Source organism: Xanthomonas sp. NCPPB 4467 (assembly GCF_041475665.2).
GTDB classification, from domain to species: Bacteria; Pseudomonadota; Gammaproteobacteria; order Xanthomonadales; family Xanthomonadaceae; genus Xanthomonas; species Xanthomonas dyei.
Window position 1 is genome coordinate 2,953,614 of the sequence record NZ_CM191260.1, and the last position, 24,040, is coordinate 2,977,653.

At 66.0% G+C, this 24,040-nt stretch carries 20 protein-coding genes and 2 pseudogenes; 11 read left to right on the forward strand and 11 right to left on the reverse strand.

The window, feature by feature from the left end; all coding sequences use genetic code 11:
• Positions 1-53 precede the first annotated feature (53 nt).
• Positions 54-1,430, forward strand: coding sequence for an ATP-dependent RNA helicase DbpA (gene dbpA / locus ACCQ06_RS12970; protein ID WP_316686167.1), 1,377 nt, complete (start codon positions 54-56; stop codon positions 1,428-1,430).
• 361 nt (positions 1,431-1,791) lie between these two features.
• Here the strand turns inward: dbpA and ACCQ06_RS12975 are convergent, their stop codons facing one another.
• Together ACCQ06_RS12975 and ACCQ06_RS12980 are read right to left on the reverse strand one after the other, a co-directional pair.
• Entirely contained in the window at positions 1,792-2,352 is a 561-nt protein-coding gene (locus ACCQ06_RS12975) for an adenine phosphoribosyltransferase (protein ID WP_104614683.1), read from the reverse strand.
• A 92-nt stretch (positions 2,353-2,444) separates the two neighbouring features.
• Positions 2,445-4,001 (reverse strand): protein adenylyltransferase SelO, encoded by a 1,557-nt coding sequence (locus tag ACCQ06_RS12980; protein WP_228323835.1) that lies wholly within the window; start codon positions 3,999-4,001, stop codon positions 2,445-2,447.
• A 277-nt stretch (positions 4,002-4,278) separates the two neighbouring features.
• Here ACCQ06_RS12980 and ACCQ06_RS12985 point away from each other — a divergent pair, with 277 nt between their 5' ends.
• Positions 4,279-5,154 (forward strand): alpha/beta hydrolase, encoded by an 876-nt coding sequence (locus tag ACCQ06_RS12985; RefSeq protein ID WP_228323834.1) that lies wholly within the window; start codon positions 4,279-4,281, stop codon positions 5,152-5,154.
• A gap of 109 nt (positions 5,155-5,263) precedes the next feature.
• Here ACCQ06_RS12985 and ACCQ06_RS12990 read toward each other — a convergent pair whose 3' ends face one another.
• Positions 5,264-5,962 carry a glutathione S-transferase family protein gene (locus ACCQ06_RS12990; RefSeq protein WP_316686173.1) on the reverse strand — a complete coding sequence of 233 codons (699 nt, stop codon included), beginning with the start codon at positions 5,960-5,962 and terminating at the stop codon, positions 5,264-5,266.
• A gap of 384 nt (positions 5,963-6,346) precedes the next feature.
• On the reverse strand, positions 6,347-6,556 hold the full coding sequence (locus tag ACCQ06_RS12995; RefSeq protein ID WP_006451993.1) for a cold-shock protein: 210 nt from the start codon (positions 6,554-6,556) through the stop codon (positions 6,347-6,349).
• Positions 6,557-6,823: 267 nt separating this feature from the next.
• Between ACCQ06_RS12995 and ACCQ06_RS13000 the strand changes: the two genes are divergently transcribed.
• From ACCQ06_RS13000 to ACCQ06_RS13025, 6 genes and pseudogenes are all read left to right on the forward strand, one after another.
• On the forward strand, positions 6,824-7,309 hold the full coding sequence (locus ACCQ06_RS13000) for a YaiI/YqxD family protein (protein WP_228323832.1): 486 nt from the start codon (positions 6,824-6,826) through the stop codon (positions 7,307-7,309).
• A 56-nt stretch (positions 7,310-7,365) separates the two neighbouring features.
• The gene (locus ACCQ06_RS13005; protein WP_228323831.1) at positions 7,366-7,914 is read left to right on the forward strand and encodes a YaeQ family protein; all 549 of its coding nucleotides are present in this window, start codon (positions 7,366-7,368) and stop codon (positions 7,912-7,914) included.
• Positions 7,911-9,092, forward strand: coding sequence for a BaiN/RdsA family NAD(P)/FAD-dependent oxidoreductase (locus tag ACCQ06_RS13010; RefSeq protein ID WP_316686177.1), 1,182 nt, complete (start codon positions 7,911-7,913; stop codon positions 9,090-9,092). Before ACCQ06_RS13005 ends, ACCQ06_RS13010 begins: the two co-directional genes overlap by 4 nt.
• 117 nt (positions 9,093-9,209) lie before the next feature.
• Positions 9,210-9,959, forward strand: a pseudogene (locus ACCQ06_RS13015) (PAS domain S-box protein); the annotation flags it as partial.
• Positions 9,960-10,073: 114 nt separating this feature from the next.
• A complete protein-coding gene (locus ACCQ06_RS13020; RefSeq protein ID WP_316686182.1) occupies positions 10,074-11,288 on the forward strand; it encodes an IS4 family transposase in 1,215 nt (404 codons plus the stop codon).
• 7 nt (positions 11,289-11,295) lie between these two features.
• Positions 11,296-12,639: pseudogene (locus ACCQ06_RS13025) on the forward strand (EAL domain-containing protein); the annotation flags it as partial.
• Positions 12,640-12,865: 226 nt separating this feature from the next.
• Here the strand turns inward: ACCQ06_RS13025 and htpX are convergent.
• A complete protein-coding gene (gene htpX / locus ACCQ06_RS13030; protein WP_228323829.1) occupies positions 12,866-13,744 on the reverse strand; it encodes a protease HtpX in 879 nt (292 codons plus the stop codon).
• 97 nt (positions 13,745-13,841) lie between these two features.
• On the opposite strand from htpX, the gene gluQRS reads away from it, so the two are divergent.
• From gluQRS to phaR, 3 genes are all read left to right on the forward strand, one after another.
• On the forward strand, positions 13,842-14,741 hold the full coding sequence (gene gluQRS / locus ACCQ06_RS13035) for a tRNA glutamyl-Q(34) synthetase GluQRS (protein WP_316686184.1): 900 nt from the start codon (positions 13,842-13,844) through the stop codon (positions 14,739-14,741).
• A gap of 85 nt (positions 14,742-14,826) precedes the next feature.
• A complete protein-coding gene (locus ACCQ06_RS13040; protein WP_104614692.1) occupies positions 14,827-15,567 on the forward strand; it encodes a beta-ketoacyl-ACP reductase in 741 nt (246 codons plus the stop codon).
• Between the two features lie 159 nt (positions 15,568-15,726).
• On the forward strand, positions 15,727-16,302 hold the full coding sequence (phaR, locus tag ACCQ06_RS13045; protein WP_316686187.1) for a polyhydroxyalkanoate synthesis repressor PhaR: 576 nt from the start codon (positions 15,727-15,729) through the stop codon (positions 16,300-16,302).
• A gap of 47 nt (positions 16,303-16,349) precedes the next feature.
• Here the strand turns inward: phaR and ACCQ06_RS13050 are convergent, their stop codons facing one another.
• The 6 genes from ACCQ06_RS13050 to ACCQ06_RS13075 form a co-directional block, all read right to left on the reverse strand.
• A complete protein-coding gene (locus ACCQ06_RS13050; protein ID WP_316692595.1) occupies positions 16,350-17,312 on the reverse strand; it encodes a TraB/GumN family protein in 963 nt (320 codons plus the stop codon).
• A gap of 33 nt (positions 17,313-17,345) precedes the next feature.
• The gene (locus tag ACCQ06_RS13055; protein WP_228323827.1) at positions 17,346-18,281 is read right to left on the reverse strand and encodes a DUF1684 domain-containing protein; all 936 of its coding nucleotides are present in this window, start codon (positions 18,279-18,281) and stop codon (positions 17,346-17,348) included.
• Complete coding sequence (mutL, locus tag ACCQ06_RS13060) at positions 18,281-20,152, reverse strand: DNA mismatch repair endonuclease MutL (RefSeq protein WP_104614736.1); 1,872 nt, start codon at positions 20,150-20,152, stop codon at positions 18,281-18,283. Before mutL ends, ACCQ06_RS13055 begins: the two co-directional genes overlap by 1 nt.
• A 138-nt stretch (positions 20,153-20,290) precedes the next feature.
• Positions 20,291-21,967, reverse strand: a complete 1,677-nt coding sequence (locus ACCQ06_RS13065) for an N-acetylmuramoyl-L-alanine amidase (RefSeq protein ID WP_316686191.1) — start codon at positions 21,965-21,967, stop codon at positions 20,291-20,293.
• A gap of 70 nt (positions 21,968-22,037) precedes the next feature.
• Positions 22,038-22,538, reverse strand: a complete 501-nt coding sequence (gene tsaE / locus ACCQ06_RS13070) for a tRNA (adenosine(37)-N6)-threonylcarbamoyltransferase complex ATPase subunit type 1 TsaE (RefSeq protein WP_316686193.1) — start codon at positions 22,536-22,538, stop codon at positions 22,038-22,040.
• Entirely contained in the window at positions 22,535-24,022 is a 1,488-nt protein-coding gene (locus ACCQ06_RS13075; protein ID WP_316686196.1) for an NAD(P)H-hydrate dehydratase, read from the reverse strand. Before ACCQ06_RS13075 ends, tsaE begins: the two co-directional genes overlap by 4 nt.
• Positions 24,023-24,040: the final 18 nt, after the last annotated feature.

Consider the following 24,040-nt stretch of genomic DNA (forward strand, 5'->3'; position numbering starts at 1 on the left):
CACTGCCTTTGCGATTCCCGATTCCCACTCCCGATTCCCGGCTAAAATGCGCCATGAACGAATTCTCCGCGCTGCCGCTGTCGCCGGCCCTGGCCCCCGGCATCGACGCCCTTGGCTACACCGTCCTTACTCCCATCCAGGCGCAGAGCCTGCCGCCGATCCTGCAGGGGCTGGACGTCATCGCCCAGGCGCCGACCGGTAGCGGCAAGACCGCCGCGTTCGGGCTGGGCCTGCTGCAGAAGCTCGACCCTGCATTGACCCGTGCGCAGGCGCTGGTGCTCTGCCCCACCCGCGAACTGGCCGACCAGGTCGGCAAGCAGCTGCGCAAGCTGGCCACCGGCATCCCCAACATGAAGCTGGTGGTGCTCACCGGCGGCATGCCGCTGGGCCCGCAGCTGGCCTCGCTGGAAGCGCACGACCCGCAAGTGGTGGTCGGCACGCCCGGCCGCATCCAGGAACTGGCCCGCAAGCGCGCCCTGCATCTGGGCGGCGTGCGTACGCTGGTGCTGGACGAAGCCGACCGCATGCTCGACATGGGCTTCGAAGAACCCATCCGCGAAATCGCCAGCCGCTGCGACAAACACCGTCAGAGCCTGCTGTTTTCGGCCACCTTCCCGGACATCATCCGCACCTTGGCGCGCGAGATCCTGAAGGACCCGATCGAAATCACCGTCGAAGGCGCCGACAACGCGCCGGAAATCGATCAGCAGTTCTTCGAGGTCGACCCGACCTATCGGCAGAAGGCCGTCGCCGGCCTGCTGCTGCGCTTCAATCCCGAATCCAGCGTGGTGTTCTGCAATACCCGCAAGGAAGTGGATGAAGTGGCCGGGTCGCTGCAGGAGTTCGGTTTCTCCGCACTCGCGCTGCATGGCGACATGGAACAGCGCGACCGCGACGAGGTGCTGGTGCGTTTCGTCAACCGCAGCTGCAACGTGCTGGTGGCCAGCGATGTGGCCGCGCGTGGGCTGGACGTGGAAGACCTGTCGGCCGTGGTCAACTACGAGCTGCCCACCGACACCGAAACCTACCGCCACCGCATCGGCCGCACCGCCCGCGCCGGCAAGCGTGGGCTTGCGCTCAGCCTGGTGGCCTCACGCGAAACAGCGCGCGCACAGGCGCTGGAAGCCGAACAAGGCCAGCCGCTGAAGTGGTCGCGTGCACCGTTGGCGACCGCGCGCCCGGCGCAGCTGCCGCAGGCGGCGATGACCACCTTGCGGATCGACGGCGGCAAGACCGACAAGCTGCGTGCCGGCGACATCCTGGGCGCGCTCACCGGTGAAGCCGGACTGTCGGGCGCGGCCATCGGCAAGATCGCCATCTACCCCACGCGCTCCTACGTCGCCATCGCCCGCGCGCACGTCGCCAAGGCGCTGGCGCATCTGCACGCGGGCAAGATCAAGGGACGCCGGTTCCGGGTCAGCAAGCTCTAGGCAACAGTCACAGCCTGCGCGAGCGCATGCAGCTGGATGCGGCGTCGGCCGCGTCCAGCGGGTCTCACGCGATAGACGCGATCGATAGGCGGCCGGTGCAATGCCGGCCGCATGCGAGGCCTTGCTGGCGTTACGCCGATGCGTGCACTTGCTCGTAGCATTGACTGCCGCGATACACGATTGGCACGGCCAACACCCCGTAGCACGCAGCTCTGGGCAGGCACCGGAGCATGGCGGAGAGCTGCGATGCAGACGCATTCGCTGTGCACCCCGAGGGCCATTGCGCCTGCCTGCTGGCAAGCGCACTGCGAACACCCCCGCGCCTGCCTACCGGCAAGCGCGCCAGGCCAGACGGTCGAGCTCAGTAAGCCAAGGTCGCCAGCAGCGGCACATCGTTGGCCCATTTTTCGCGGCCCTGCAGTGCCTTCAGCTCGACCAGCACCGCCGCGCCGACAATCTCCAGTTCCAGCTGTGCGGCCAGCCCCAGCGCAGCACGCAGCGTGCCGCCGGTGGCCAGCACGTCGTCGACAATCAACACGCGCGCGCCGCGCGGCAGTGCGTCTTCGTGCATTTCGATGCGATCGGTACCGTATTCCAGGGCATATTCCTGGATCAGGGTGCGGCCCGGCAGCTTGCCCGGCTTGCGCACCGGCACGAACCCGGTGCGCAGTTCGCGCGCCAGGGCCGCCCCCAGGATGAAGCCGCGCGCCTCGATGCCCAGCACCGCGTCCAACGGTGTGGTGCGCCAGGGCTGCGCCATCTCATCCAGCGCGGAGGCGAAATCCGGGCCGTCGGACAACAGCGGGGTGATGTCCTTGAACACGATCCCCGGCTTGGGGAAGTCGCCAATGTCGCGAATCCGTTCCGACCAGTGATTGGGGCCGGAGGAGTTGGTGCCGGCGCAGCGGGTGCAGTCTGTCATGGTGGGATGGCGTCGTTGCCGGTGGGGACCGCCCTATTCTAGGCTGCGCAGGGCTTGACGCGGCATTTACGGCGTCCATGCATCTGAGCGCGTCAGGAACTGCACGACAGCATCGAACACCCGGCGCGATCGCGTGCCCACTCCGGCCGGCGGGCTGCGAACGCGGCATTGCCGGGTTGGTCGTCGTAGGGCCGGCGCATGACCTCCAGCACTTCCTGCACGCCCGATGGGTCGCCCTGCTCTGCTTTGTCGATCGCCTGCTGCGCCAGGTAATTGCGCAGCACGTAACGCGGGTTGGCCAAGCGCATCCGCTCGCGCCGTTGCTCCGGCGACAGGCTGTCCTGCTGCACCCGGGCCGCATAGCGCTGCAACCAGTCGTGCAGCTGCGACGCAGTCGCTAGCCGCTTGTCGTCGTCGTAGAACGCATCGCGCAGCAGCGGTGGGTCCGGCTGCTCAGGCGTGAGGTCGACCAACGCGCGGAAGGTCAGGGTCATGTCCATTTCCGCCTCGCGCATCAGCGCGCGCAGCGCATCGATCAGTTGCAGGTCCTCGTCGCGGCAGTCGGCCAGCCCCAACTTGGCAGCGGTGTCGTTGCGGTCGCACGCCAGATACGTGTCGCGAAAGCGGTCCAGCCCCTGTTGCAACGGCGCCTGGTCGGCGAACAGCGGCGCCAGCGCCTGCGCCAGACGGCCGAGGTTCCAGTACGCCACCTGCGGCTGGGTGCCGAAGCGATAGCGGCGGCCCTGCGCATCGGTGGTGTTCGGGGTCCAGTCCGGGTCGTAATCGTCGACCCAGCCATACGGGCCGTAATCGATGGTCAGGCCCAGGATCGACATGTTGTCGGTATTCATCACCCCGTGCACGAAGCCCACCCGCATCCAGTGCGCCACCATCACTGCAGTGCGTTCGCAGACCTGCGCGAACCACGCCGCGTAGATCGCCTCGCCCGCGCCTTCCAGTTCGGGGAAATCGCGCGCGATGGTGAACTCCACCCATTGCCGCAACAGGGCAACATCGCCGCGCACGCTCGGCAATTCGAAATTGCCGAAACGGATGAACGACGGCGCCACCCGGCACACAATCGCCCCCGGCTCACGCTGCGGCCGGCCGTCGTAGAACATGTCCCGCACCACTGCATCGCCGGTGGTCACCAGGCTCAGCGCACGCGTGGTCGGCACGCCCAGGTGGTGCATCGCTTCGCTGCACAGGAATTCGCGAATCGACGAACGCAACACGGCGCGGCCATCGGCGCCGCGCGAATACGGCGTTGGGCCGGCGCCCTTGAGCTGCAACTCGTAGCGCCCGCCATCCACACCGATCGCCTCGCCCAGCGAAATCGCCCGGCCATCGCCCAGTTGACCTGCCCAATGGCCGAACTGGTGGCCGCCGTAGTTGACCGCCCATGGCTGCATGCCCGGATACAGCGCATTCCCGCCAAAGACCTCGGCAAAGCGCGTACTAGCCATCTCGGCCGCATCGAATCCAAGCAGCTGCGCCATCTCCGGCGAATAGGCGATCACGCGCGGTGCGGCGACCGGGGTCGGCAACACCGACGACCAGGCCGCGCTGACCTCGCGACGGCGCGGCCCCTGTTCCGGGTCGCCGGGCAACTGTTGGCGCAGGCGATTATCAAAGTGCAGGTCTGTCATGCGCCAAGCCTAGGCCACCGATGGTGAACTTGGCAGGGGGGCCGCATCCGGGCGTGCGTACGCACCGTAGGTTCAATTCGCATATCGATACCAAACGAGCTACTCCTGCACATGCTGGCGACAACAGATCACCGCTAATACGCGTCCTAATCGCCACACGGCCGCCGATGCAATGCGCAATTGGCGGACATCGTTGCCGATGGACGTGCATGCGATCCAGCGCGCACCACTCGCTCCTACCCGACCGACTCACGCCCCTTCCTGACCGACATCTCCCATGCCTGTTCGCACCTTCCGCTGGATCCGTCCCGCCCTCCTGCTGCTCGGCTCGCTCACACTGACGGCCTGCAGCAGCGTGTTCTATAGCGGTATCAATGCGGTCTCCAGCCGCGATGGCGTCGTCGAACACCCCAACCAGGTGTTCGATCCGGAACACGGTCTGGCGCTGGATGTCTACCAGCCACGCGGCGCGGTCGATGCGCCAGTAGTGGTGTTCTTCTATGGCGGCACCTGGAAACGCGGCAAGCGCGCCAACTATCGCTGGATGGGTGAGGCGCTGGCCCGTCAAGGTGTGGTCGCGATGGTGGCCGACTACCGCAAGTACCCGCAGGTGGGACTACAAGGCTTCATGGCCGACGCCGCCAGCGCAACTGCCTGGAGCTACCGGCACGCGCAGGAGTATGGTGGCGACCCCAAGCGGCTGGCGGTGATGGGACACTCGGCAGGCGCCCACATCGCCGGGCTGCTGGCAACCGACCGCAACTGGCTGCAGGCGCAAGGCCTGCAGCCGCAGCAGCTGTGCGGCTTTGTCGGCCTGGCCGGCCCGTATGACTTTCTTCCGATGACCGACCCCGAACTGGTCGAGATCTTCGGCACCTCGCCAGCCGATCAAGCCAGGTCGCAACCGATTCTCTATGTCGACGGCAATGAGCCGCCGATGCTGTTGTTGCACGGCGACGCCGACCGCGTCGTCGAGCCACAAAACAGCGTTGCGCTGGCCGCAGCCATGCGCAGCAAGGGAGAAAACGTGCAGGTCAAGTTCTATCCCGGTGTCGGCCATATGCGTCTGGTACTCGCCTTCCGCAAGCCGCCGGCCGATTCGCCGCAACTCCGCGACACCCTGCAGTTCCTTCGGCAGTGCAAGGCGCCCTGAGGCTGGGCTGGCGGCCGTCATGCTTGACTGAGCAGCTGCCACCCCGACAAGCCACCACGCATCCAGCACCGACATGGCTGCCAGCGACACGCCGTTGCCAAGCCAGGGGTCAGTCGTTGTTGTTGCGCCCCATCAGCGCGTAGGGGCCGCCTTTCTTCAGTGCAGCCTGGTATGCGGGGCGCGCCTCGATCCGTTGCAGAAACGCGCGCAAGTGCGGGTAGTTCTCCAGCCCGCCACCACGTGCGGCCGCAGCCTGCACCGGAAAACTCATCTGAATATCGGCAGCGGTAAAACGTTCGCCGGCAAACCAGGCGGTGGCCTGCAGCGACTGCTCCATCCAGTCCAGATGCAACTTCACCTGCGGGCCAACAAAGCCGGACATCGCCTTGTCCACGATGCCACGCGCAATGGGTTTGGCGAAGAACGGCATCGGCGCGCTGCGGATGCGAGCGAAGATCAACGTCATCAGCAGCGGCGGCATCGCCGAGCCTTCGGCGTAGTGCATCCAGTAACGGAACTGCTGACGCTCCGGGGAGTCGATCGGCCGCGCAGGCGGCGACAGCGCGCATTCGGCGTCGTAGCGCTCGGTCAGATACTCGAGAATGGCGCCCGACTCGGCAATGGTCAGGCCGCCATCGACAATGACCGGCGACTTGCCCAGCGGGTGGATCGCGCGCAACTCTGCCGGGGCCAACATGGTCTTGGGATCGCGCTCATGGCGCACGATCTGATAGGGCAGCGCCAACTCTTCGAGCAGCCACAGCACGCGCTGGGAACGGGAGTTGTTGAGGTGGTGAACAGTGATCATGACAAGCGGCCGCACACGGAAAACGCCATCCTACCCACCTTGACGTCATTGCCGCGCGCAAGCACTGCCGCCCGCCGAGCAATCGTCGGTCTGTCGCTTGGTCGTTCTTGCGTATCGCCCCACACAACGCACGCGGTGAGCAATCGCCGCAGAGGCAGGCTGGCCACCTCACGTGGTTGGACGACTGGAAGCGGCAGGGAGACCGGGAAACTCGGCAGATCCAACACAGGAAAGGCATGACCTGGATGCAGACCAGCCGTGGGGTGGAGACACACACGACCACACCGGCGCAGAATCACTACCGGACAATAAAAGCGCCGACAATAAAAAACGCCAGTCGCTTGCGCGACCGGCGTTTTTGGCAACCCGAAGGTTGCAGACGGATTAGACCGCCTGCACCTGGTCAGCCTGCATGCCCTTCTGGCCCTGCACGGCGACGAAGGTGACCTTCTGGCCTTCCTGCAGCGACTTGAAGCCGGTGCCCTGGATGGCACGGAAGTGCACGAACAGGTCCGGGCCGCTTTCCGGGGTGATGAAGCCGAAGCCCTTGGCATCGTTGAACCACTTCACGGTACCGCTCTGACGATCTGACATTTACAAACTCCTGAACTATAGATGGATAAATCGCAGCGTCCGAAAAGCCGGAGCTGAGACTGAGTTGCAGGCGTTGGTAAAGCGGAACGATGAAGCGAGATCTGTAACGATCCGGCTGCACCAGGCCACGATTCACGGTGACCCTTGCAAACACAGTGCGTGCACAGTACTCGTGTTTTCGGCAAAAAGCGACACCTTGGGTCAAATCTTTTGCAGTCAGGCCAAATCCGACTGTCTGTCAGGCCCACCCCCATCCACAATCACCCGATGAATACGCCTCAAGTTCCCACACGTGCGCAGATCTGGGTCGATGCCGACGCCTGCCCTGCGGTGATCCGCGACATCCTGTTCCGCGCCGCCGCCCGCACCGGCATTGCCGTGACCCTGGTCGCCAATCACTATCTCAGTACGCCGTCCCTGCCCCATGTCCGCGCCTTGCAGGTGCCTGGCGGCCCGGACGCGGCAGACGACGCGATCGCCGAACGGGTGGCCGCAGGCGACCTGGTGGTGACCCAGGACATTCCGCTGGCCGCACGCGCGCTGGAAGCCGGTGCTACGGCGGTCGGCCTGCGCGGCGAAGCGTTCACCAGCAACACCATCAAGGAGCGCCTATCGGTCCGTGGCTTCATGGAGGAGTTGCGCGGTGCAGGCATCGCGACCGGCGGGCCGCCGGCACTGCACGCACGCGATCGCCAAGCCTTCGCTGCCCAGCTGGACCGCTGGCTGGCCGCGCAACCACGCACGCCGACCTAACGCGCCGCAGCTGGAACGGGCGCGTATCATGAGCGCCCTTTGCAATCGGCATCCTGATGGCTCTCACCGCCACCGTCCGTAGGGCGGAACTTCAGATCAGCGACATGGACCGCGGCTACTACGCCAACCATCCGCTGACCCTGGCCCAACATCCTTCCGAAACCGACGAGCGCCTGATGGTGCGGCTGCTCGCGTTCGCCTTGTTCGCCGACGACCGCCTGGAATTTGGCCGCGGCCTCAGCAACGACGACGAGCCCGACCTGTGGCGGCGCGACTACACCGGCGACCCGGATCTATGGATCGACCTCGGCCAGCCCGACGAGAGTCGCGTGCGCAAGGCCTGCAACCGTTCGCGCGAAGCGGTGGTGATCGGTTACGGCGGCCAGGCCACCGAAACCTGGTGGAAGAAGCATGCCAATGCCATGGGCCGGCACCGCAACCTGCGCGTGATCGAACTCGAATCGCAGGCCACCGAGGCCCTGGGGGCTCTGATCCAGCGCGGCATGCGCTTTGACGTGATCATCCAGGACGGCGAAGTGCAGATGCTGGCCGACCACGGCAGCGTCACCCTGACCCCGATGGTGCGGCACGCGCCAGCCGAATGAACATGCGTTGCGACGTGCTGGTCATCGGTGCCGGGGCTCCCGGGCTGATGAGCGCCTTCACCGCCGGCCGACGCGGCCGTCAGGTGCTGGTGCTGGACCACGCCAACAAGGTCGGCAAGAAAATCCTGATGTCCGGCGGTGGGCGCTGCAATTTCACCAATACCGGCACCACGCCGGGCAATTTCATTTCCGCCAATCGCCATTTCTGCAAGTCCGCGCTGGCGCGCTACAGCCCGGGCGATTTCGTGGAGCTGGTCGAGCGCCATGGCATCGCCTATCACGAGAAAGAGCTGGGCCAGTTGTTCTGCGACATCTCGTCCAAGCAGATCGTGCGGCTGCTGCTGGACGAGTGCGAGGCAGCCGGGGTGCAGATCCACACCCAATGCGAGGTGCGCTCGGTCCGCCGCGACAGCGACGGCTTCACGCTCGACACCAGCCTGGGACGCGTGCAGGCGCAATCGCTGATCGTCGCCACCGGCGGGCTGTCGATTCCCAGCATGGGCGCCAGCGGCTTCGGCTACACCCTGGCCAAGCAATTCGGCCATGCGCTGCTGCCGACGCGCGCCGGACTGGTGCCACTCACCCTGAGCGGCAAGCATCAGGAACGTCTGCAGGAGTTGTCCGGCGTCGCCCTGCCGGTGGAGGCGCACTGCAACGGGACCAGCTTCCGCAACTTCATGCTGCTCACCCACCGCGGCGTCAGCGGGCCGGCGATCCTGCAGATCTCGTCCTATTGGCAACCTGGCGACGACTTGCGGCTCGACCTGCTGCCGGGACACGACGCGGGCGCATGGCTGCGCGAGCAGAAGCAGCAACGCGGGGCCACCGAGCTGCGCAATGTGCTGGGCGATGTGATGCCGCGACGCTTTGCGCAGCGCCTGTGCGAGGTGTGGTTGCCGGACAAACCTGTGCGTCAGCTGGATCCGCCGCAGCTGCAGAGCGCGGCCGAGCTGCTTTCCGCCTTCCCGCTGATCGCCAGCGGCACCGAGGGCTACCGCACGGCTGAAGTCACGTTGGGTGGTATCGACACGGATCAACTCTCCAGTGCGACCATGGAGTCGAAGCTGGTGGCCGGCCTGTACTTCGTCGGCGAAGTGCTGGACGTCACCGGCTGGCTGGGTGGCTACAACTTTCAATGGGCCTGGGCGTCGGGACATGCCGCCGGCAGCGTGGCCTGATGCCTCTTCGTCGCGTGGAAGCGTGGCCCAAGTCTCACACCGGATGCGGTCTTGTCCACAGACATGGACGCAGTCGATGACCTTCGTGTATTAAAGCCCGTCGCCAGGGAGTTGCGCATGCAAAGAGGTAAAGATCTCACCCTCCGCCTGATGATCGTCGACGACAGTGTCGAGCGTGCGGAGGCGATCGTGACAGCGCTGCGCAACGGCGGCATCGCGGTGCGGCCTTCGCGCCCGCAATCTCCGGAAGAGCTCGCCAGCATGCTTGCCGGGCAGATCGATCTGGCCCTGCATGGACAGGCGCTGCAGATTCCGATGATCACCCTGCAGCAGCAGATCGCCGGCAGCGGCAAGGACATTCCGATCATCCTGCTGGCCGAGCGCATCGAAGAAAACGCATTGGTCGAGGCCGCTGCGCACGGCATCCGCGCAATCGTGCTGCGCCACCGCCCCGAACACCTGCTCTCCCTGGTGCGTTCGGAATGGGCCGACCTGCAGGCGCGTCGCGGCCTGCGTCGCATCGAAGCGCAGATGCGCGAAACCGAGCGCCGCTGCGATGCCCTGATCGCCTCCTCGCGCGATCCCATCGCCTATGTGCACGAAGGCATGCATATCCGCGCCAACGAGGCGTATCTGGAAATGTTCGGCTTCGAGTCGTTCGACGATGTCGAAGGCGTGTCGCTGCTGGACATGATCGCCGCGCAGTACGTCGACGACTTCAAGCAATTGCTCAAGGCCATGGCCAAGGGCGAGCCGCCGCCGGCGCAATACAAGGTCGACGCGCGCCGACTGGAAGGCGACACCTTCCCGGCGACGATGGAATTTGCCACCGCCACTTACGAAGGCGAGCCGTGCATCCAGGTGCTGAGGTTTCCCCACATTTCTTCCTGCGAGATCAAGTACTTGCTGGATCAGGATGTGGAAGAAGGTGCGCGCATGGTGCACGCTTCAAGGTGACTAAGCCAGAGAAGAGTGCCGACCATGCGCGCCAGCGAAGTATTGCAGAAGTGCCTGTCTCACTCACTCTCTGGCATGCATGCATTACGTCGACGCGCCTTGCTTGGCGCGGTTGAGGCGCTGTTGCACGGAGGCCGGCTGACCTTGATCGACATTGCACGCGCATGGCCAGGCGCGAGGCGGGTACGTGCGCCCCTCAAGGCATGCGACCGCCTGCTGCGCAATCGCACGTTGCAGGGCGAACGATCCGTGATCGAGCGGGACATGGCGCATTGGCTGCTGCGCGGCGCGCAGCCGGTGATCGTCATCGACTGGAGCGATCTAAAGCCGGACAAGTCATGGTGTCTGCTGCGCGCAGCCGTGCCGATCGGTGGGCGCACGCTCACGTTGCTGGACATGGTGGTTGCTGGGAAACAGCAAGGCTCGCCTGGTGCGGAGAAGCGTTTTCTGCAACACCTCAAGGAACTGATTCCAGACGATGTGCGTCCAATCCTGGTCACGGATGCCGGATTCCGCACGCCGTGGTTTCGCGCGGTCTCGGCGATGGGCTGGGATTGGGTCGGGCGTCTGCGCGGACGCACGCAGGTCAAGCCGCAAGACGTGCCCGATGATGCAGCGCAATGGATCGATAGCCGACGCTTGCATGGGCTGGCGTCCAACCGTGCACACGCATTGCCACCGATGCAGGCCAATCGCAGCGATCCACTCGATTGCCGTCTGGTGCTCTATGCCAAGACACCGCAGGGACGTCAGCAACGCAATCGACGCTCACCTGCCAAGGTCTCGCGCGCATCATCAAGTTTGAAAGCAGCAGCGCGTGAGCGCGAGCCGTGGCTGATCGTCGCCTCCCCACAACTGCAAGCGCCCAGCGCAAAGCAGTTGGTCAACCTGTACGCACGAAGGATGCAGATCGAGCTGGCATTTCGGGATCTGAAGTCGCATCGCTACGGTCAGGCGATGGAAGACAGCCTGACCCGTCGCGGTGAGCGCTTGCAGATCCTGTTGTTGCTCAATACGCTGGCCACCTTCGCCAGCTGGCTGGCAGGACTGGGCTGCGAAGCCACCGGCATCGCGCACTGGCTGTCGCCCCGCAACAGTCAGCGCAAGCTCTACTCGACACTGCGTGTCGGCCGCGAGGCGTTGATCCGACGTTGGCCCATGGAACCTGTCTCACGCTGGCTAGAACGCTTGCGCTCACTGCCCGACGCAGTGCGCGAGCAGATGACCCTGGTACCTTAAAAACGTGGGGATACCTAAGATCCAGGTGGTGTTCCGCCGCCGCGAGGAATTCGACCCGGAACTGGCGCGCGAGGTCGAAGACCTGCGCCAGCGCGATCAGGTCACCGGCCTGCTCAACCGGCCCACCTTCATGGTGGCGCTGGAACAGGCGGTGGCGCGCGCCGGCCGCAGCGAAGGCCAGTCCGGCTTTCTGCTGATCGAGCCGGATCACTACGCGCGCATCCTTCCCGAGATCGGCCTGGACTCGGCCGACGCCTTGATCGCGGCCATGGCCGCGCACGTGGCCGGTATCGTCGATGAAAGCGTGGTGGCTGCACGCTTCGGCGAGCACAGTTTTGCCTTGCTGCTGGACGGCAACTACGCACGCACCCACGCGCTGGCCGAAACGGTGCGCGATGCGTTTGCGCAGCATGTTTTCAGCGTCGGTTCGCGCTCGGCCACGGTCACGGTGAGCATCGGCGGCGTGCAGATCGGCGAAAAGATCGCCAGCATCGGCCAGGTACTCAATCGCGGGACCGAGGCGGTGCGCACCACCGCCGAACTCGGCGGCAACGCGGTGAGCATCTACGACCCGGCCGCCTCCGACAGGGCCGAGGAAGAACGCATCGAGCGCTGGGTCGAGCAGCTGCGCGAGGCGCTGGTTGGCGATGGCTTCCTGCTGCATTACCAGCCGGTGCTCAATCTGCAGGGCGAGCCGCTGGAGCTGTATCAGGCGTTCCTGCGCCTGGATCGCAATGGCGAGATGATGTCGCCCAATGCCTTCATGGCCATTGCCGAAGAGCACGACCTGATCACCGAAATCGACCGCTGGGTGGTGGCGCGCGCCATCCGTCAGCTCGGCGAGCGGCAACGTGCGGGGCACAAGACGCACCTGCTGGTGCGCATCGGGCCGAACTCGTTCTCCGACCCGCAGATGATCGACACCATCCGCGAACAGTTGGCGGTCTACGGCGTGCCCGGCGAGCGCTTGTGGTTGCAGACGCCGGAATCGAAGGTGTTTACGCACCTGCGCAATGCGCAGCAATTTCTGGCGGCGGTGTCGGCGATGGGCTGCAAGGTCGGGCTGGAGCAGTTCGGTTCGGGCCTGGACTCGTTCCAGCTGCTGGCGCATTTCCAGCCGGCCTTCCTCAAGCTGGACCGAGGCATCACCGGCGACGTCGCCTCGGCCCGCGAGAGCCAGGAAAAGATCCGCGAAATCACCTCGCGCGCGCAGCCGGCCGGCATTTTGACCGTGGCCGAATTCGTGGCCGATGCGCAGTCGATGAGCAGCTTCTTCAGTGCGGGAGTGGATTATGTGCAGGGCGATTTTGTCGCACCGACCGGCCCGCTGATGAACTACGAATTCGGCTGACCCAACCGAAAGCCGGCAACGCAGGACAACAAAAACCCGCAATGCGCGGGTTTTTTGTTGTCTTTCAAGCCGATACGCAGTCGACCGGTTTCCAACCAGGCGATGCAGCGGGCACTGTTGCGTTGAGCATGGGCGGCGCGCTCGTGTGGCCGTTGCACCAACGATCGATGCTGATCACGGCAGCGCCTTGCGCATCACACGGCGCCGCTGCGATCTCGGGGGCCGCTTACAGTGCCGCACCATTGGCCGCACGCAACGCCGTAATGCGCTCGGTCAGCGGCGGGTGGCTCAGGAACAGCCGACGCAAGCCGTCGCCCACCCCACCGGAGATGCCGAACGCCTGTACCTGCGAGGGCAAGGTGCTCTGGCCATGGTTGAGCGACAGCCGCTCCAGCGCGGCGATCATCTTGTTGCGTCCGGCCAGCTGCGCGCCACCGGCGTCGGCACGGAACTCGCGACGGCGCGAGAACCACATCGCGATCATGGTCGCGAACATGCCAAGCACCATCTCCAGCGCGAACACGATGATGTAGTACGCAAAGCCGCGGCCACCCTCGCGGTTGCCCGACAAGGTGCTGTCGATGATGCCGCCGACTACACGCGCCAACACGATCACGAAAGTGTTCAACACGCCCTGCAACAGCGCCATGGTGACCATGTCGCCATTGGCGACATGGGCGATTTCATGACCCAGCACTGCTTCGGCCTCGTCCTGGCTCATGTTCTGCAGCAGGCCGGTGGAGACCGCGACCAGGGCATTGTTGCGATTGGCGCCGGTTGCGAAGGCATTGATTTCCGGGCCCTCGTAGATCGCCACTTCCGGCATGCCGATGCCGGCGGCCTGCGCCTGGCGCCGCACCGTCTCCAGCAACCACCGCTCGGTCGGGGTGCGCGGCTCGGTGATCACCTGCGCACCGGTGCTGCGCTTGGCCATGAATTTGGACAGCAGCAGGGAAATGAACGCGCCGCCGAAACCGAAGATGGCGCCCATCACCAGCAAGCCGCTCATCTGCGCAGAGTTGACGCCCAGGACCGACATCACAATGCTGGCGAGGAACAACACCGCCAGGTTGGTCAGCAGGAACAGGAAAATGCGGTTGAACATGACGCGCTTGCTCCACTCATGCGGGGTGAACTGGTGCGGAGTTGCGGCCGTCGCGGCTTGAAATCAAGCAAGCACCTGACCGACGATTCAGCTGCCTATGCCATCGCCTCCCTACCGCGGACGCTTCGCGCCCTCCCCGACCGGCCCCCTGCACTTCGGCTCCCTGCTGGCGGCGTTCGGCAGCTGGTTGCTCGCCCGTCATGCCGGTGGGCAGTGGTGCGTGCGTATCGAGGACATCGACCCGCCACGCGCTGAAGCGGGCGCGTCCGAACGCCAGCTGCGCAGCCTGGCCGCGTTCGGGCTGGTCTCGGACCTGCCGGTGATCCGGCAATCGGACCGCGATGCGCACTACAGCGACGCCATCACCGCACTGCTGGAGACCGGGCTGGCGTTCGAATGCAGCTGCAGCCGCGCCGATCTGGCGCAGATGGGCGGCATCCACCACGCCTGCGTGGCGGCGCTGGGCGACCGGCGCGCGGTGCGCCTGCGGGTGCCGCCACAGGCGCCGGTCGGCTTCGACGATGCCTTACAAGGGCATGTGCTGCAGGACGTCTACACCGACGTTGGCGATGTGGTGCTGCGCCGTGCCGATGGCTATTGGGCGTACCAGTTGGCGGTGGTGGTGGACGATGCACTGCAAGGCATCACCGATGTCGTGCGCGGCGCCGACCTGCTCGACTCCACCCCGCGCCAACTCCTGCTGCAGCGCGCCCTGAACCTGCCGCAGCCGCGCTATCTGCATCTGCCGCTGATCCTGGATGCCGATGGCCGCAAGTTGTCCAAATCGCATGGTGCGCCCGCACTGGACGACGCCGACCCGTTGCCGGCGCTGCGTGCCGCCTGGCAGGCCCTGGGCCAGCTGGCGTCCGCCCTGCCGCGGCATGCGGGCATCGACACGCTGCTGCAGCATGCCGTGCAGCATTTTTCGCCCGACCTGCTGACGCGCACGGCCACCCAGGGCAGCGATGGGCGCGCATCGCAGCCCGGGCGTGACTAGAATTGCGACCCAGCACCGGCATCCGGGCGCGGCGCCTGCGCCGGCACCCTGATCACCCCGGCCTTACCCGCTTATTGGAGTCGTCATGACATCTCGCGTCGCATTGGTCACCGGCGGCACCGGCGGTATCGGTACCGCCATCTGCAAGCGTCTGGCCGACCAGGGCCACAAGGTGGCCAGCAACTTCCGCAACGACGAAAAGGCGCGCGACTGGCAGCAGCGCATGCAGGCGCAGGGCTACACATTTGCCTTGTTCCGTGGCGATGTGGCGTCGTCCGAGCATGCGCGCGCCCTGGTCGAGGAAGTGGAAGCATCGCTGGGGCCGATCGAGGTTCTGGTCAACAACGCCGGCATCACCCGCGATACCACCTTCCACCGCATGACCGCCGAGCAATGGCACGACGTGATCAACACCAACCTCAACTCGGTGTTCAACGTCACCCGCCCGGTGATCGAGGGCATGCGCAAGCGCGGTTGGGGCCGGGTGATCCAGATCAGTTCCATCAACGGGCTCAAGGGCCAGTACGGCCAGGCCAATTACGCAGCCGCCAAGGCCGGCATGCATGGCTTCACCATTTCGCTGGCGCGCGAGAACGCCGCGTTCGGGGTCACGGTCAACACGGTCTCGCCCGGTTACGTCGCCACCGACATGGTGATGGCAGTGCCGGAAGAGGTCCGCGCCAAGATCGTGGCCGACATCCCGACGGGCCGGCTGGGACGCCCGGAAGAGATCGCCTACGCCGTGGCGTTTCTGGTCGCGGAAGAGGCTGCCTGGATTACCGGGTCCAATCTGGACATCAACGGCGGGCACCACATGGGCTGGTAACGTTTGCTGCAACTTTGCGGTGCAGCATGGATTCGAGCCAAAAACCATGTTGCGCAACATTTTTAATGTGTCCGCTTCAGCAAATAAGGCCTTTTGGCTGTTGCAACCGCTGCTGCGCTGCGCCATCCTGCGCGCACTATCAGTGTGAGTGAACGTTCCATGGCCGGACTTCGCATCATCAAGAAGTATCCCAATCGCCGTCTCTACGACACCGAGATTTCCAGCTATATCACCATCGAAGATGTGCGCCAGTTGATCATCGACGGCGAGGAGTTCGAAGTCCGCGATGCCAAGAGTGGCGAAGATTTAAGTCGTGCCGTCTTGTTGCAGATCATTGCCGACCGGGAACAGGACGGCGAGCCGATGCTCTCCACCCAGTTGCTGAGCCAGATCATCCGTTTCTACGGAGATTCGCTGCAGGGCTTCATGGGTAACTACCTGGAGCGCAGCATGCAGGTGTTCCTGGACCAGCAGCAGCAGTTCCGCCAGCAGATGGGCAACCTGCTCGGGCAGACCCCGTGGGCGATGATGAACCAGCTGACAGAGCGCAACCTGGAGTTGTGGCAGGAGTTTCAGCGCAACTTCGGCGCCGGTTTCGGTCGTCCGGGTGGCCCTGGCACACCGCCGACCCCGCCTGGCGCCGGCAGCATGGGCAGCGGCCCGATGGGCACCGGCACGCACGGTGCGTCCAACAGCCACACCAGCACCACCGGCAAGGCCCGCAACCGCGGATGAAGCCACTGCTCGCGCCTTCCAGCCTGAGCGGCTGGAGGCGCGACTGGTCAGTGGCCAGCCTGCTGCGCGCAGGCCGAGCAGATCCGCTCTACGTGGTAGCCGCGCGCACGCAGGCGCTCCACCACACCGTCAGCCCCCAAAAGATGCAGGGCGCCTACCACGACCAAGGTGGTTCCGCTGCCCTTGCCCAGCTGTTTTTCCAGCCGCGGCACCCAACGCGCATTGCGTTCGACATTGATGTCCTGATACAGCGCCGGGTACTGGCGGCGCATGTCTTCGGCCATTTGCGTGGATAGCGTATGCACGTCGCCGTCGCGCCAGGCCGCATGCAGCCGACGCAGCTGATCGGTGGTCTCGGCTTCGTCCAGCGCCTCTTCCAGCAGCTGATGCTGCTCGGTGGGCGACATGCCATCCAGCAGGGCGATCTGTTCTTCGGCGCGCTCCAGGCCGTCGGTGGGCTTGCCCTTGGCCTGCGCCTGATCCATCAGGTAATGATCCAGACCCGCGTTCGCGTCCATGCCTTGCCGGCTCATCTCGGCCAGGCTGATCGATAGCGCGACGAACCAGGGTTTGAGCGACTGCAGGGCGTCGATCGACATGCCGTACTTGCGCGCGTAGGCACTGAGCGCCTGCCAGGTCTTTGCGTCCAGCACGTCCTGCAAGGTGCGGCCATCGGTGCGTCGTGCCACTTGCAGCATGCGGCTGGCCAGCTGCGGCGATTGCGCATCCGACGGCGGCAGCTCGAACAGCAGACGGTCGGCCTTGGCGAATGCCTGCATCACATCCGGCGACAATGGGTAATCGCTGGGCTTGAGCACGTGGAACGAGCCCAGCAGATAGAGCGTGCCGCCCTTGCCGTCGACTTTCCACAACAGCGGCACCGGCGGGCCGGCAGGTGCGTCGTTGGCACCGCGCGCCCAGGCCGGTGCGGCCGCCCCGCTCCATAGCGCCAGGCCGATCAGCGCGCCACTGCACCAGGCGGCAATGCGCGCACGCAGGCGCACCGTCATCGCATCAACGTTCACCGTATCCACCTCATCACGTCAGTGCGGCACCTTGTAGGTTTTCTCGCCGGCCGAGACCGCCAGATCGATCCGGTTTTCCGGCGGCGGCAACGGGCAGGTTGCGAAGGGAGTGAACGCGCACGGCGGGTTGTAGGCGCGATTGAAGTCCACCACCACATGACCGGACGCATCCGGCACGTCCACGTCCAGGAAGCGCCCGGCCGGATAGCTGCCGTGCCCACTGGTGCGGTCGGCGAATACGACGAAGGCCGGCCGCCCAGGTTCGCCGATCGTTTCCAGCCGATATGTCTTGCCATCGCGCTCGAAGACGATGGCGCCGGCGTTGGGCTGCTCGCTACTGATGCCGACGATGTCTACGATCGGGATGGTCTTGCCGACATCGTTGGGCACGTAGCGTGCGGTGATGCGCCAGGAAGGATCTGCCGGCCAGTATTCCAGCCCGGCGAATTTGCTGCGCGATGGCGCGTCGGCGTGCTTGACCCGCAGCGCGTCGCGGTCGCCGCGATGAATCAGGCTGAGCACGCCCTTGCCATCGTCGAAGTGGATGAACGTGGGCTGCGGATCGCGATCGGACTGGAAGCGGATCTTGCCGGTCAGCGGCTTGCCATCCACGCTGAGCGCAGCGCCACGTTCGGGCACGAACCACACCGCCCCACCCTCGCTGGACACCATGCCCATCTTCGGCGGCCCGACCGCAAGCCGGATGCCGCTATCGGCGCTACTGCCGATGTAATGCGCTTTCAGCGACAGCCAATGCAGCCCGACCAGGCTGGTCCAGCCATCGGGCGCACGCAGTTCGTTGATCCGGCTTTCGCGCCAGGCGGCGTTGTCGGCCAGGAATGTCTTGTCCAACGCCACCGGCGCGGCAGGCGGCGGCGCATCGCGCCCACATCCGACCAGCGCCGCTGCCACCAGCATGCCGAGCAGCCAGCCCTTCCCCGTGTGCACTGCCATCATCGCCCCCTGAGAAACCAACGATCGATATCGCTCAGCGTAAACCGAGCCCAGGTGGGTCGGCCATGGTTGCATTGACCCGAGCGCTCGGTGGCTTCCATATCGCGCAGCAGCGCGTTCATTTCAGGCACGGTGAGACGTCGATTTGCGCGCACCGCGCCGTGGCAGGCCATGGTCGACAGCAGTTCGTCGCGTGCGCTGGCGATGCGGCGGCTCTGACCGTGCTCGCGCAGGTCGCCCAGCACATCGCGCAGCAACGCCTCCGGCTCGGCATTGGCCAGCAAGGCGGGAATGCTGCGAACGTGCAGCGATTGCGGGCCGGCGCGGGTGATCTCGAAGCCCAGGGTCGCCAGCGTCTCGGCCTCGCGCTCGGCGGTATCTGCTTCGCGCTCGCCCACTGCCAAGGTCATCGGCACCAGCAACGGCTGCGCATGCAGACCGATGCTGTCGTGCGCGTTCTTCAGCCGCTCGTAGCCGATGCGTTCGTGCGCAGCGTGCATGTCCACCACGATCAGGCCTTCGGCGTTTTCGGCCAGGATGTAGATGCCGTGCAATTGCGCCACGGCGTAGCCCAGCGGCGGCACGCCGCTGTCTTCGGCCGTGGCTGGCAGGCCGGTCCCGGAGAACTGCAGCAGGCTGGCGGACTGCTGCGCGCTGCCAGATGGCGGCGCATACAACGCGCTATAGGCTGCACGCGCTTCGTCCACACGCAGACCCAACGGCGTCTGCGAGGGCGTCCAGTTGGCGTAGCTACCTGAGCCGCCACCATTGCCAGGTGCGCCGGCATACGGTGCGGCACCGCCGCCGACGGTGCTGCTCATTTCACCAGCAGGCGCGTAGCCGGCACCGTCGCTGCCGATGCTGTTGGGCGTGGCGCCGGCGCGCGTCTGCGCCAGCGCATCCTGCAGGGTGCGATAGACAAAGTCGTGAATCAGCCGCGCTTCGCGGAAGCGCACCTCGTGCTTGGCCGGGTGCACGTTAACGTCCACGCGCGCCGGGTCCAGCTCCAGAAACAGCACATATGCCGGTTGGCGGCCATGGAACAACACATCGCCATAGGCCATCTTGACCGCGTGCGCCACGCTGCGATCACGTACCGAGCGGCCGTTGACGTAGAGATACTGCTGGTCGGTGCTGGCCCGCGAGTAATGCGGTTGCGCGACCCAGCCATGCAGGCGCAGGCCGGCAGCGCTGTGATCGACCCGCAAGGCCTGGCGCGCGAAATCCTCGCCCAGGGTTTCGCCCAGCCGCGCATCCGAGTACAGATCCCCCGGCTTGTAGCGGCGCGACGGTTTGCCGTTGTGCGAGACGCGCAATTCCACATCCGGGCGCGCCAACGCCAACGAGCGCAGCCACTCTTCGATGTGCCCGAGTTCGGTGCGTTCGGCACGCAGAAACTTGCGCCGCGCCGGCACGTTGAAGAACAACTCGCGCACTTCCACCGTGGTGCCGGGCGCATGCGCGTGCGGCGTTACTTCGCCAAGCCGCCCGCCTTCGATCTGCAGGGCCGAGCCGTGTTCGGCATCGTGACGCCGCGACATCAGCGTAAAGCGGCTGACCGAGGCGATCGAAGGCAAGGCTTCGCCGCGGAAGCCGAGCGTGGCGACGGTTTCCAGATCGTCCAGCGAGGCGATCTTGCTGGTGGCATGCCGCGACACCGCCAACGGCAGTTCATCGGGCGGAATGCCGCCGCCGTTATCGCGGATGCGGATCAGGCGCACGCCGCCCTCTTCCAAATCGATATCCACGCGAGTGGCGCCGGCATCGAGGGCGTTTTCGACCAGCTCCTTGACCACCGATGCGGGCCGCTCGACGACTTCGCCGGCAGCGATCTGATTGATCAGGATCTCGGGTAACTGACGGATCGCCATCAGCGCGCGCTTTGGCGCTGGCAGCGCAAAACAGGGTGCATCGCGGGTGTGGCAGGCAAGACGAACGTCGGCACGGCAATCCGGCGGCGCGCAGGCGCCGTCGCTCAAGGAATCAGTGCGGAATGATAGCCGAGCGGGTCAGCGACTGCCGCCGGCCACGGTGCCGACGGCATCGGCTTCGGCCTGCGCGCGCGCGGCAAACAAGGTGCCCGGAGGCGGCTGACGGGTGAAGAAGGTATCGATGCCATCCAGCACGGCGGCGGCGATCTTGCGCTGGTAGGCCGGGTCGATCAGCCGGCGCTCTTCGTCCGGGTTGGAGATGAAGGCGGTTTCCACCAGCATGGCCGGCATGTCGGAGGTGCGCAGCACCGCGAAGTTGGCGCGTTCCAGCTGCGGCTTGTGATTGTTGCCGATGCGCTTGAGGCCACCCAACACGTGCCCGGCGGCATCTTCGGAGGCCTTCATGTGGCCGCTCTGTGCCAGGTCGAGCAGCACATTGGCCAGCGTGCTTTCGGTCTGTTGCAGACGCACGCCACCGACCAGATCGGCGGCGTTTTCCTTGTCGGCCAGCCAGCGCGCGCGTTGCGAGGAGGCGCCCTTGGTCGACAGCACATACACCGACGAGCCAGTTGCACTGCGATTTTCTGCAGCGTCGGCATGGATGGAAATGAAAATGTCGGCCTTGGCGGCACGCGCTTTTTGCGCACGCATCGGCAACGGAATGAACACGTCGCTATCGCGGGTCAGGTACGCCTTCATGCCGGGCGTGGCGTTGATCTGGCGCGCCAGTTCGCGGCCGACCGCCAGGGTCACGTCTTTTTCGCGCTTGCCGGTCGGGCCCATCGCGCCCGGATCCTGGCCGCCGTGGCCGGGGTCGATGGCGACGATCAGCGGCCGCATGCCGGGCGCCATCTTGATCCGCGAGGCCTCGCTGGGCAGCACCGGGCGCGGCGGGAGATCGTCGTCTGCACTGGCGCCGGGCGCAGTGCCAGAAACGACCGAGCCGCCGGCCGCCGCCATCGGCGTGCTGCCGCCATTCAAGATTGCGGCAGCGGATGCGCTGCCTGCGGACGTTGCACCGGTCGCAGGAGTGGCGGGATTCACGGCGACACGATTCGCCGGATTGCCGACCGGAGCCGTCTGCGTGGCGGCCGGCGTTCCCGGACGCGGCGTCGGCACACCGGTGGCAACGGTGGTTGGCACCGCTGCAGTCGTGACAGTGGGCATCGCCGAAGCAGGCACGACGACCGGCGCGGGCGGCTGCGGCGTAGGTGTTGGCGGTACAGACGAGGCACGCTGCGCGGACGCAGCCAGGGCCGCGGTTGCGCGTGCGGCTTCGGCCTGCGCGTTGACGGGACGCGGCGGCGGCAGTGCGGCAGGCGTGCCGGCCGCAACGGGTGTGGCAGCGGCAGGCGCCGGATCGCCCGGCCATTCGATCACCAGGGTGGAGGCACTGCCCAGCGTCTGCATCTGCGGCTTGAGCGCGGTGACCGGACTTGCCAGCTCGAACACCACCCGGAACGTGCCCGGTACAGGTTGCCCGGTGCGCACCGAAGTGACCAGGCCGCTCGCTGGCGGCAATTTCAAGCCACGCGCGGCTGCCGAATCCGGAAAATCCACGACCAAACGATTGGGATTGGCCAGCGACAGCGTCTTGAAACCGCCGCTACCGACCAACTGAATTTCTGCACGCGTGCCGGTGGCGCCGGTGCTGACACCAACACCCTTGATTTCGCCGGCCCACGCAGCAAAAACCGCCAGGCTGAGGCTGGCGGTCAGGGCGGAAGCGCAGAAATGTCGGATCCCCGGTGTCATGGCGCTGGATTCAATCATCCAACCGGGTGAATTGCAAGGTGATTTCCCTTAATAATCCGTAACCTGGCGTTCATTCTTCTTGTCCACTGACAAAAAGAGGCTGCAACTCGGCTTGTTGGGCCACCGCATGCAGCCAATCGCGCCCGGCTGGGCTGCGGCCCAGCAACCGTACGCTGCGCCCGTCGCCCTCCACGGCCAGTTCCACGTCCAGATCCACAGGCGGCAAGGCGCCTGCGCCGCGCTCCGGCCATTCGACCAGCCACAAACTGGCGCTACCTTCGTCCAGACCGAGGAAATCCAGCTCGCCGGCATTGCCGATGCGGTACAGGTCCAGATGCCAGGCTTCGTCGCCGCTGCTCAGCGGATAACGCTCGATCAGGGTGTAGGTGGGGCTGCGGATGGGGCCGGTGACACCAAGCGCCCGCAGCAGCGCGCGCGCCAGCGTGGATTTGCCGGCGCCCAGATCGCCATGCAACTGGACCATCGCCGTGGCGGGTCGCACCGCGGCCAGGGCGCGACCAAGTGTTTCGGTGGCTTCTGTGTCGATCAAATGTGCATCGAGCTGATTCATGCGCCGGCTCCGGCATTGGCGAAACGACGCAGCTGCGGCAGCAGGTCGGTGGGCAACAGGCCGCGCTCGCCATCGCGTGCGGCCGCATCGCCGGCGCAGCCATGCAGCAAGGCGCCAAGGCTGGCGGCATCGAAGGTCGACCAGCCCTGCCCCAGCAAGGCGGCGATCACCCCGGTCAGCAGGTCGCCCATGCCGCCGACGGCCATGCCGGGGTTGCCGGCGTCGATGATGCGCGGCACCGCACGTGGGGCAGCCACCACCGTGCCGGCCCCTTTGAGCACCACCACTGCATCGAAGCGCTGGGCCAACGCGGCAGCGGCGGTTAGCCGGTCGCGCTGCACCTGCGCGGTGGAGATCCCCAGCAGCCGCCCTGCTTCGCCGGGATGCGGGGTCAGTACGCGCGGGCCACGCGGTGGCGCGGCGGTGGCCGCCAGCAGATTCAGGCCATCGGCATCGATGACGACCGCGCTGTCCGACCCCAGCACGCCCTGCCACAACGCGCGCGCCCAGTCGTCCTGGCCCAGTCCCGGCCCAAGCGCAACGACATCGGCGGCATCGGCCAGTGCGGCGATGTCGTCGCCGGCCTGCACGGCGCGCACCATCGCTTCGGGGCAACGGGCCAGCAGCGCGGTGACATGCTCGGCGCGGGTGGCGACCTGCACCAGCCCGGCACCGCTGCGCAATGCGGCTTCTGCGGTCAGCAGGATCGCGCCTCCGCTGCCGAGATTGCCGCCTACGCACAGCACACGCCCCGATTCGCCCTTGTGCGTATTGCGACGACGCGGCCGCAAGTGCGCCGCCAGGGCATCGCTGTTCCAGCTGTGTGCAGCCGGGTGCAGCCCCTCGAATGCGGAGGCCGGCACGTCCAGCGACGCAATGCCGCGTTCGCCTGCATATTCCAGTGCGTCGCCGGTATACAGGCCGACATGCGGGACGATGAACTGCAAGGTGATATCGGCGCGCACCGCGGTCTCGAAAGCGACGCCGTGGTCGGCATCGATCCCGCTGGGCACATCCAGCGCCAGCACCGGGGTACCTGCCGCGTTGATGGCCTCGATCAAGGCGGCGGTCTGCGCATCGGGCGCGCGGTTCAGGCCGATACCGAACAGCGCATCGACGATGACATCGGCCTGCGCCAGCGGAGTTGGAAACAACTCGATCGCACCTCCAACCGCCAGGTAATCGGTGCAGGCGCGCTGGGCCAGCGCCGAGGCCGGGCCGTGCTCGGGCAGATGCACCACGCACACCTGGCGTCCGGCGCGCTGCGCCAGTCGCGCCAGCACGTAGCCATCGCCGCCGTTGTTGCCGGTGCCGCACACCACCACGATGCGGCGCGCCTGCGGCCAGCGTTCCAGCAACCATTGCCAGGCGGCCTGCCCGGCACGTTGCATCAAGGTATAGCCATCGCCACCCAGCAGCGTGGTGGCCTGCGCATCGAGCGTGCGCGCGGCAGCGGTGTCGTAAAGAGCGAGCGGTGCGTACATGCCGGGAATTCTATACTT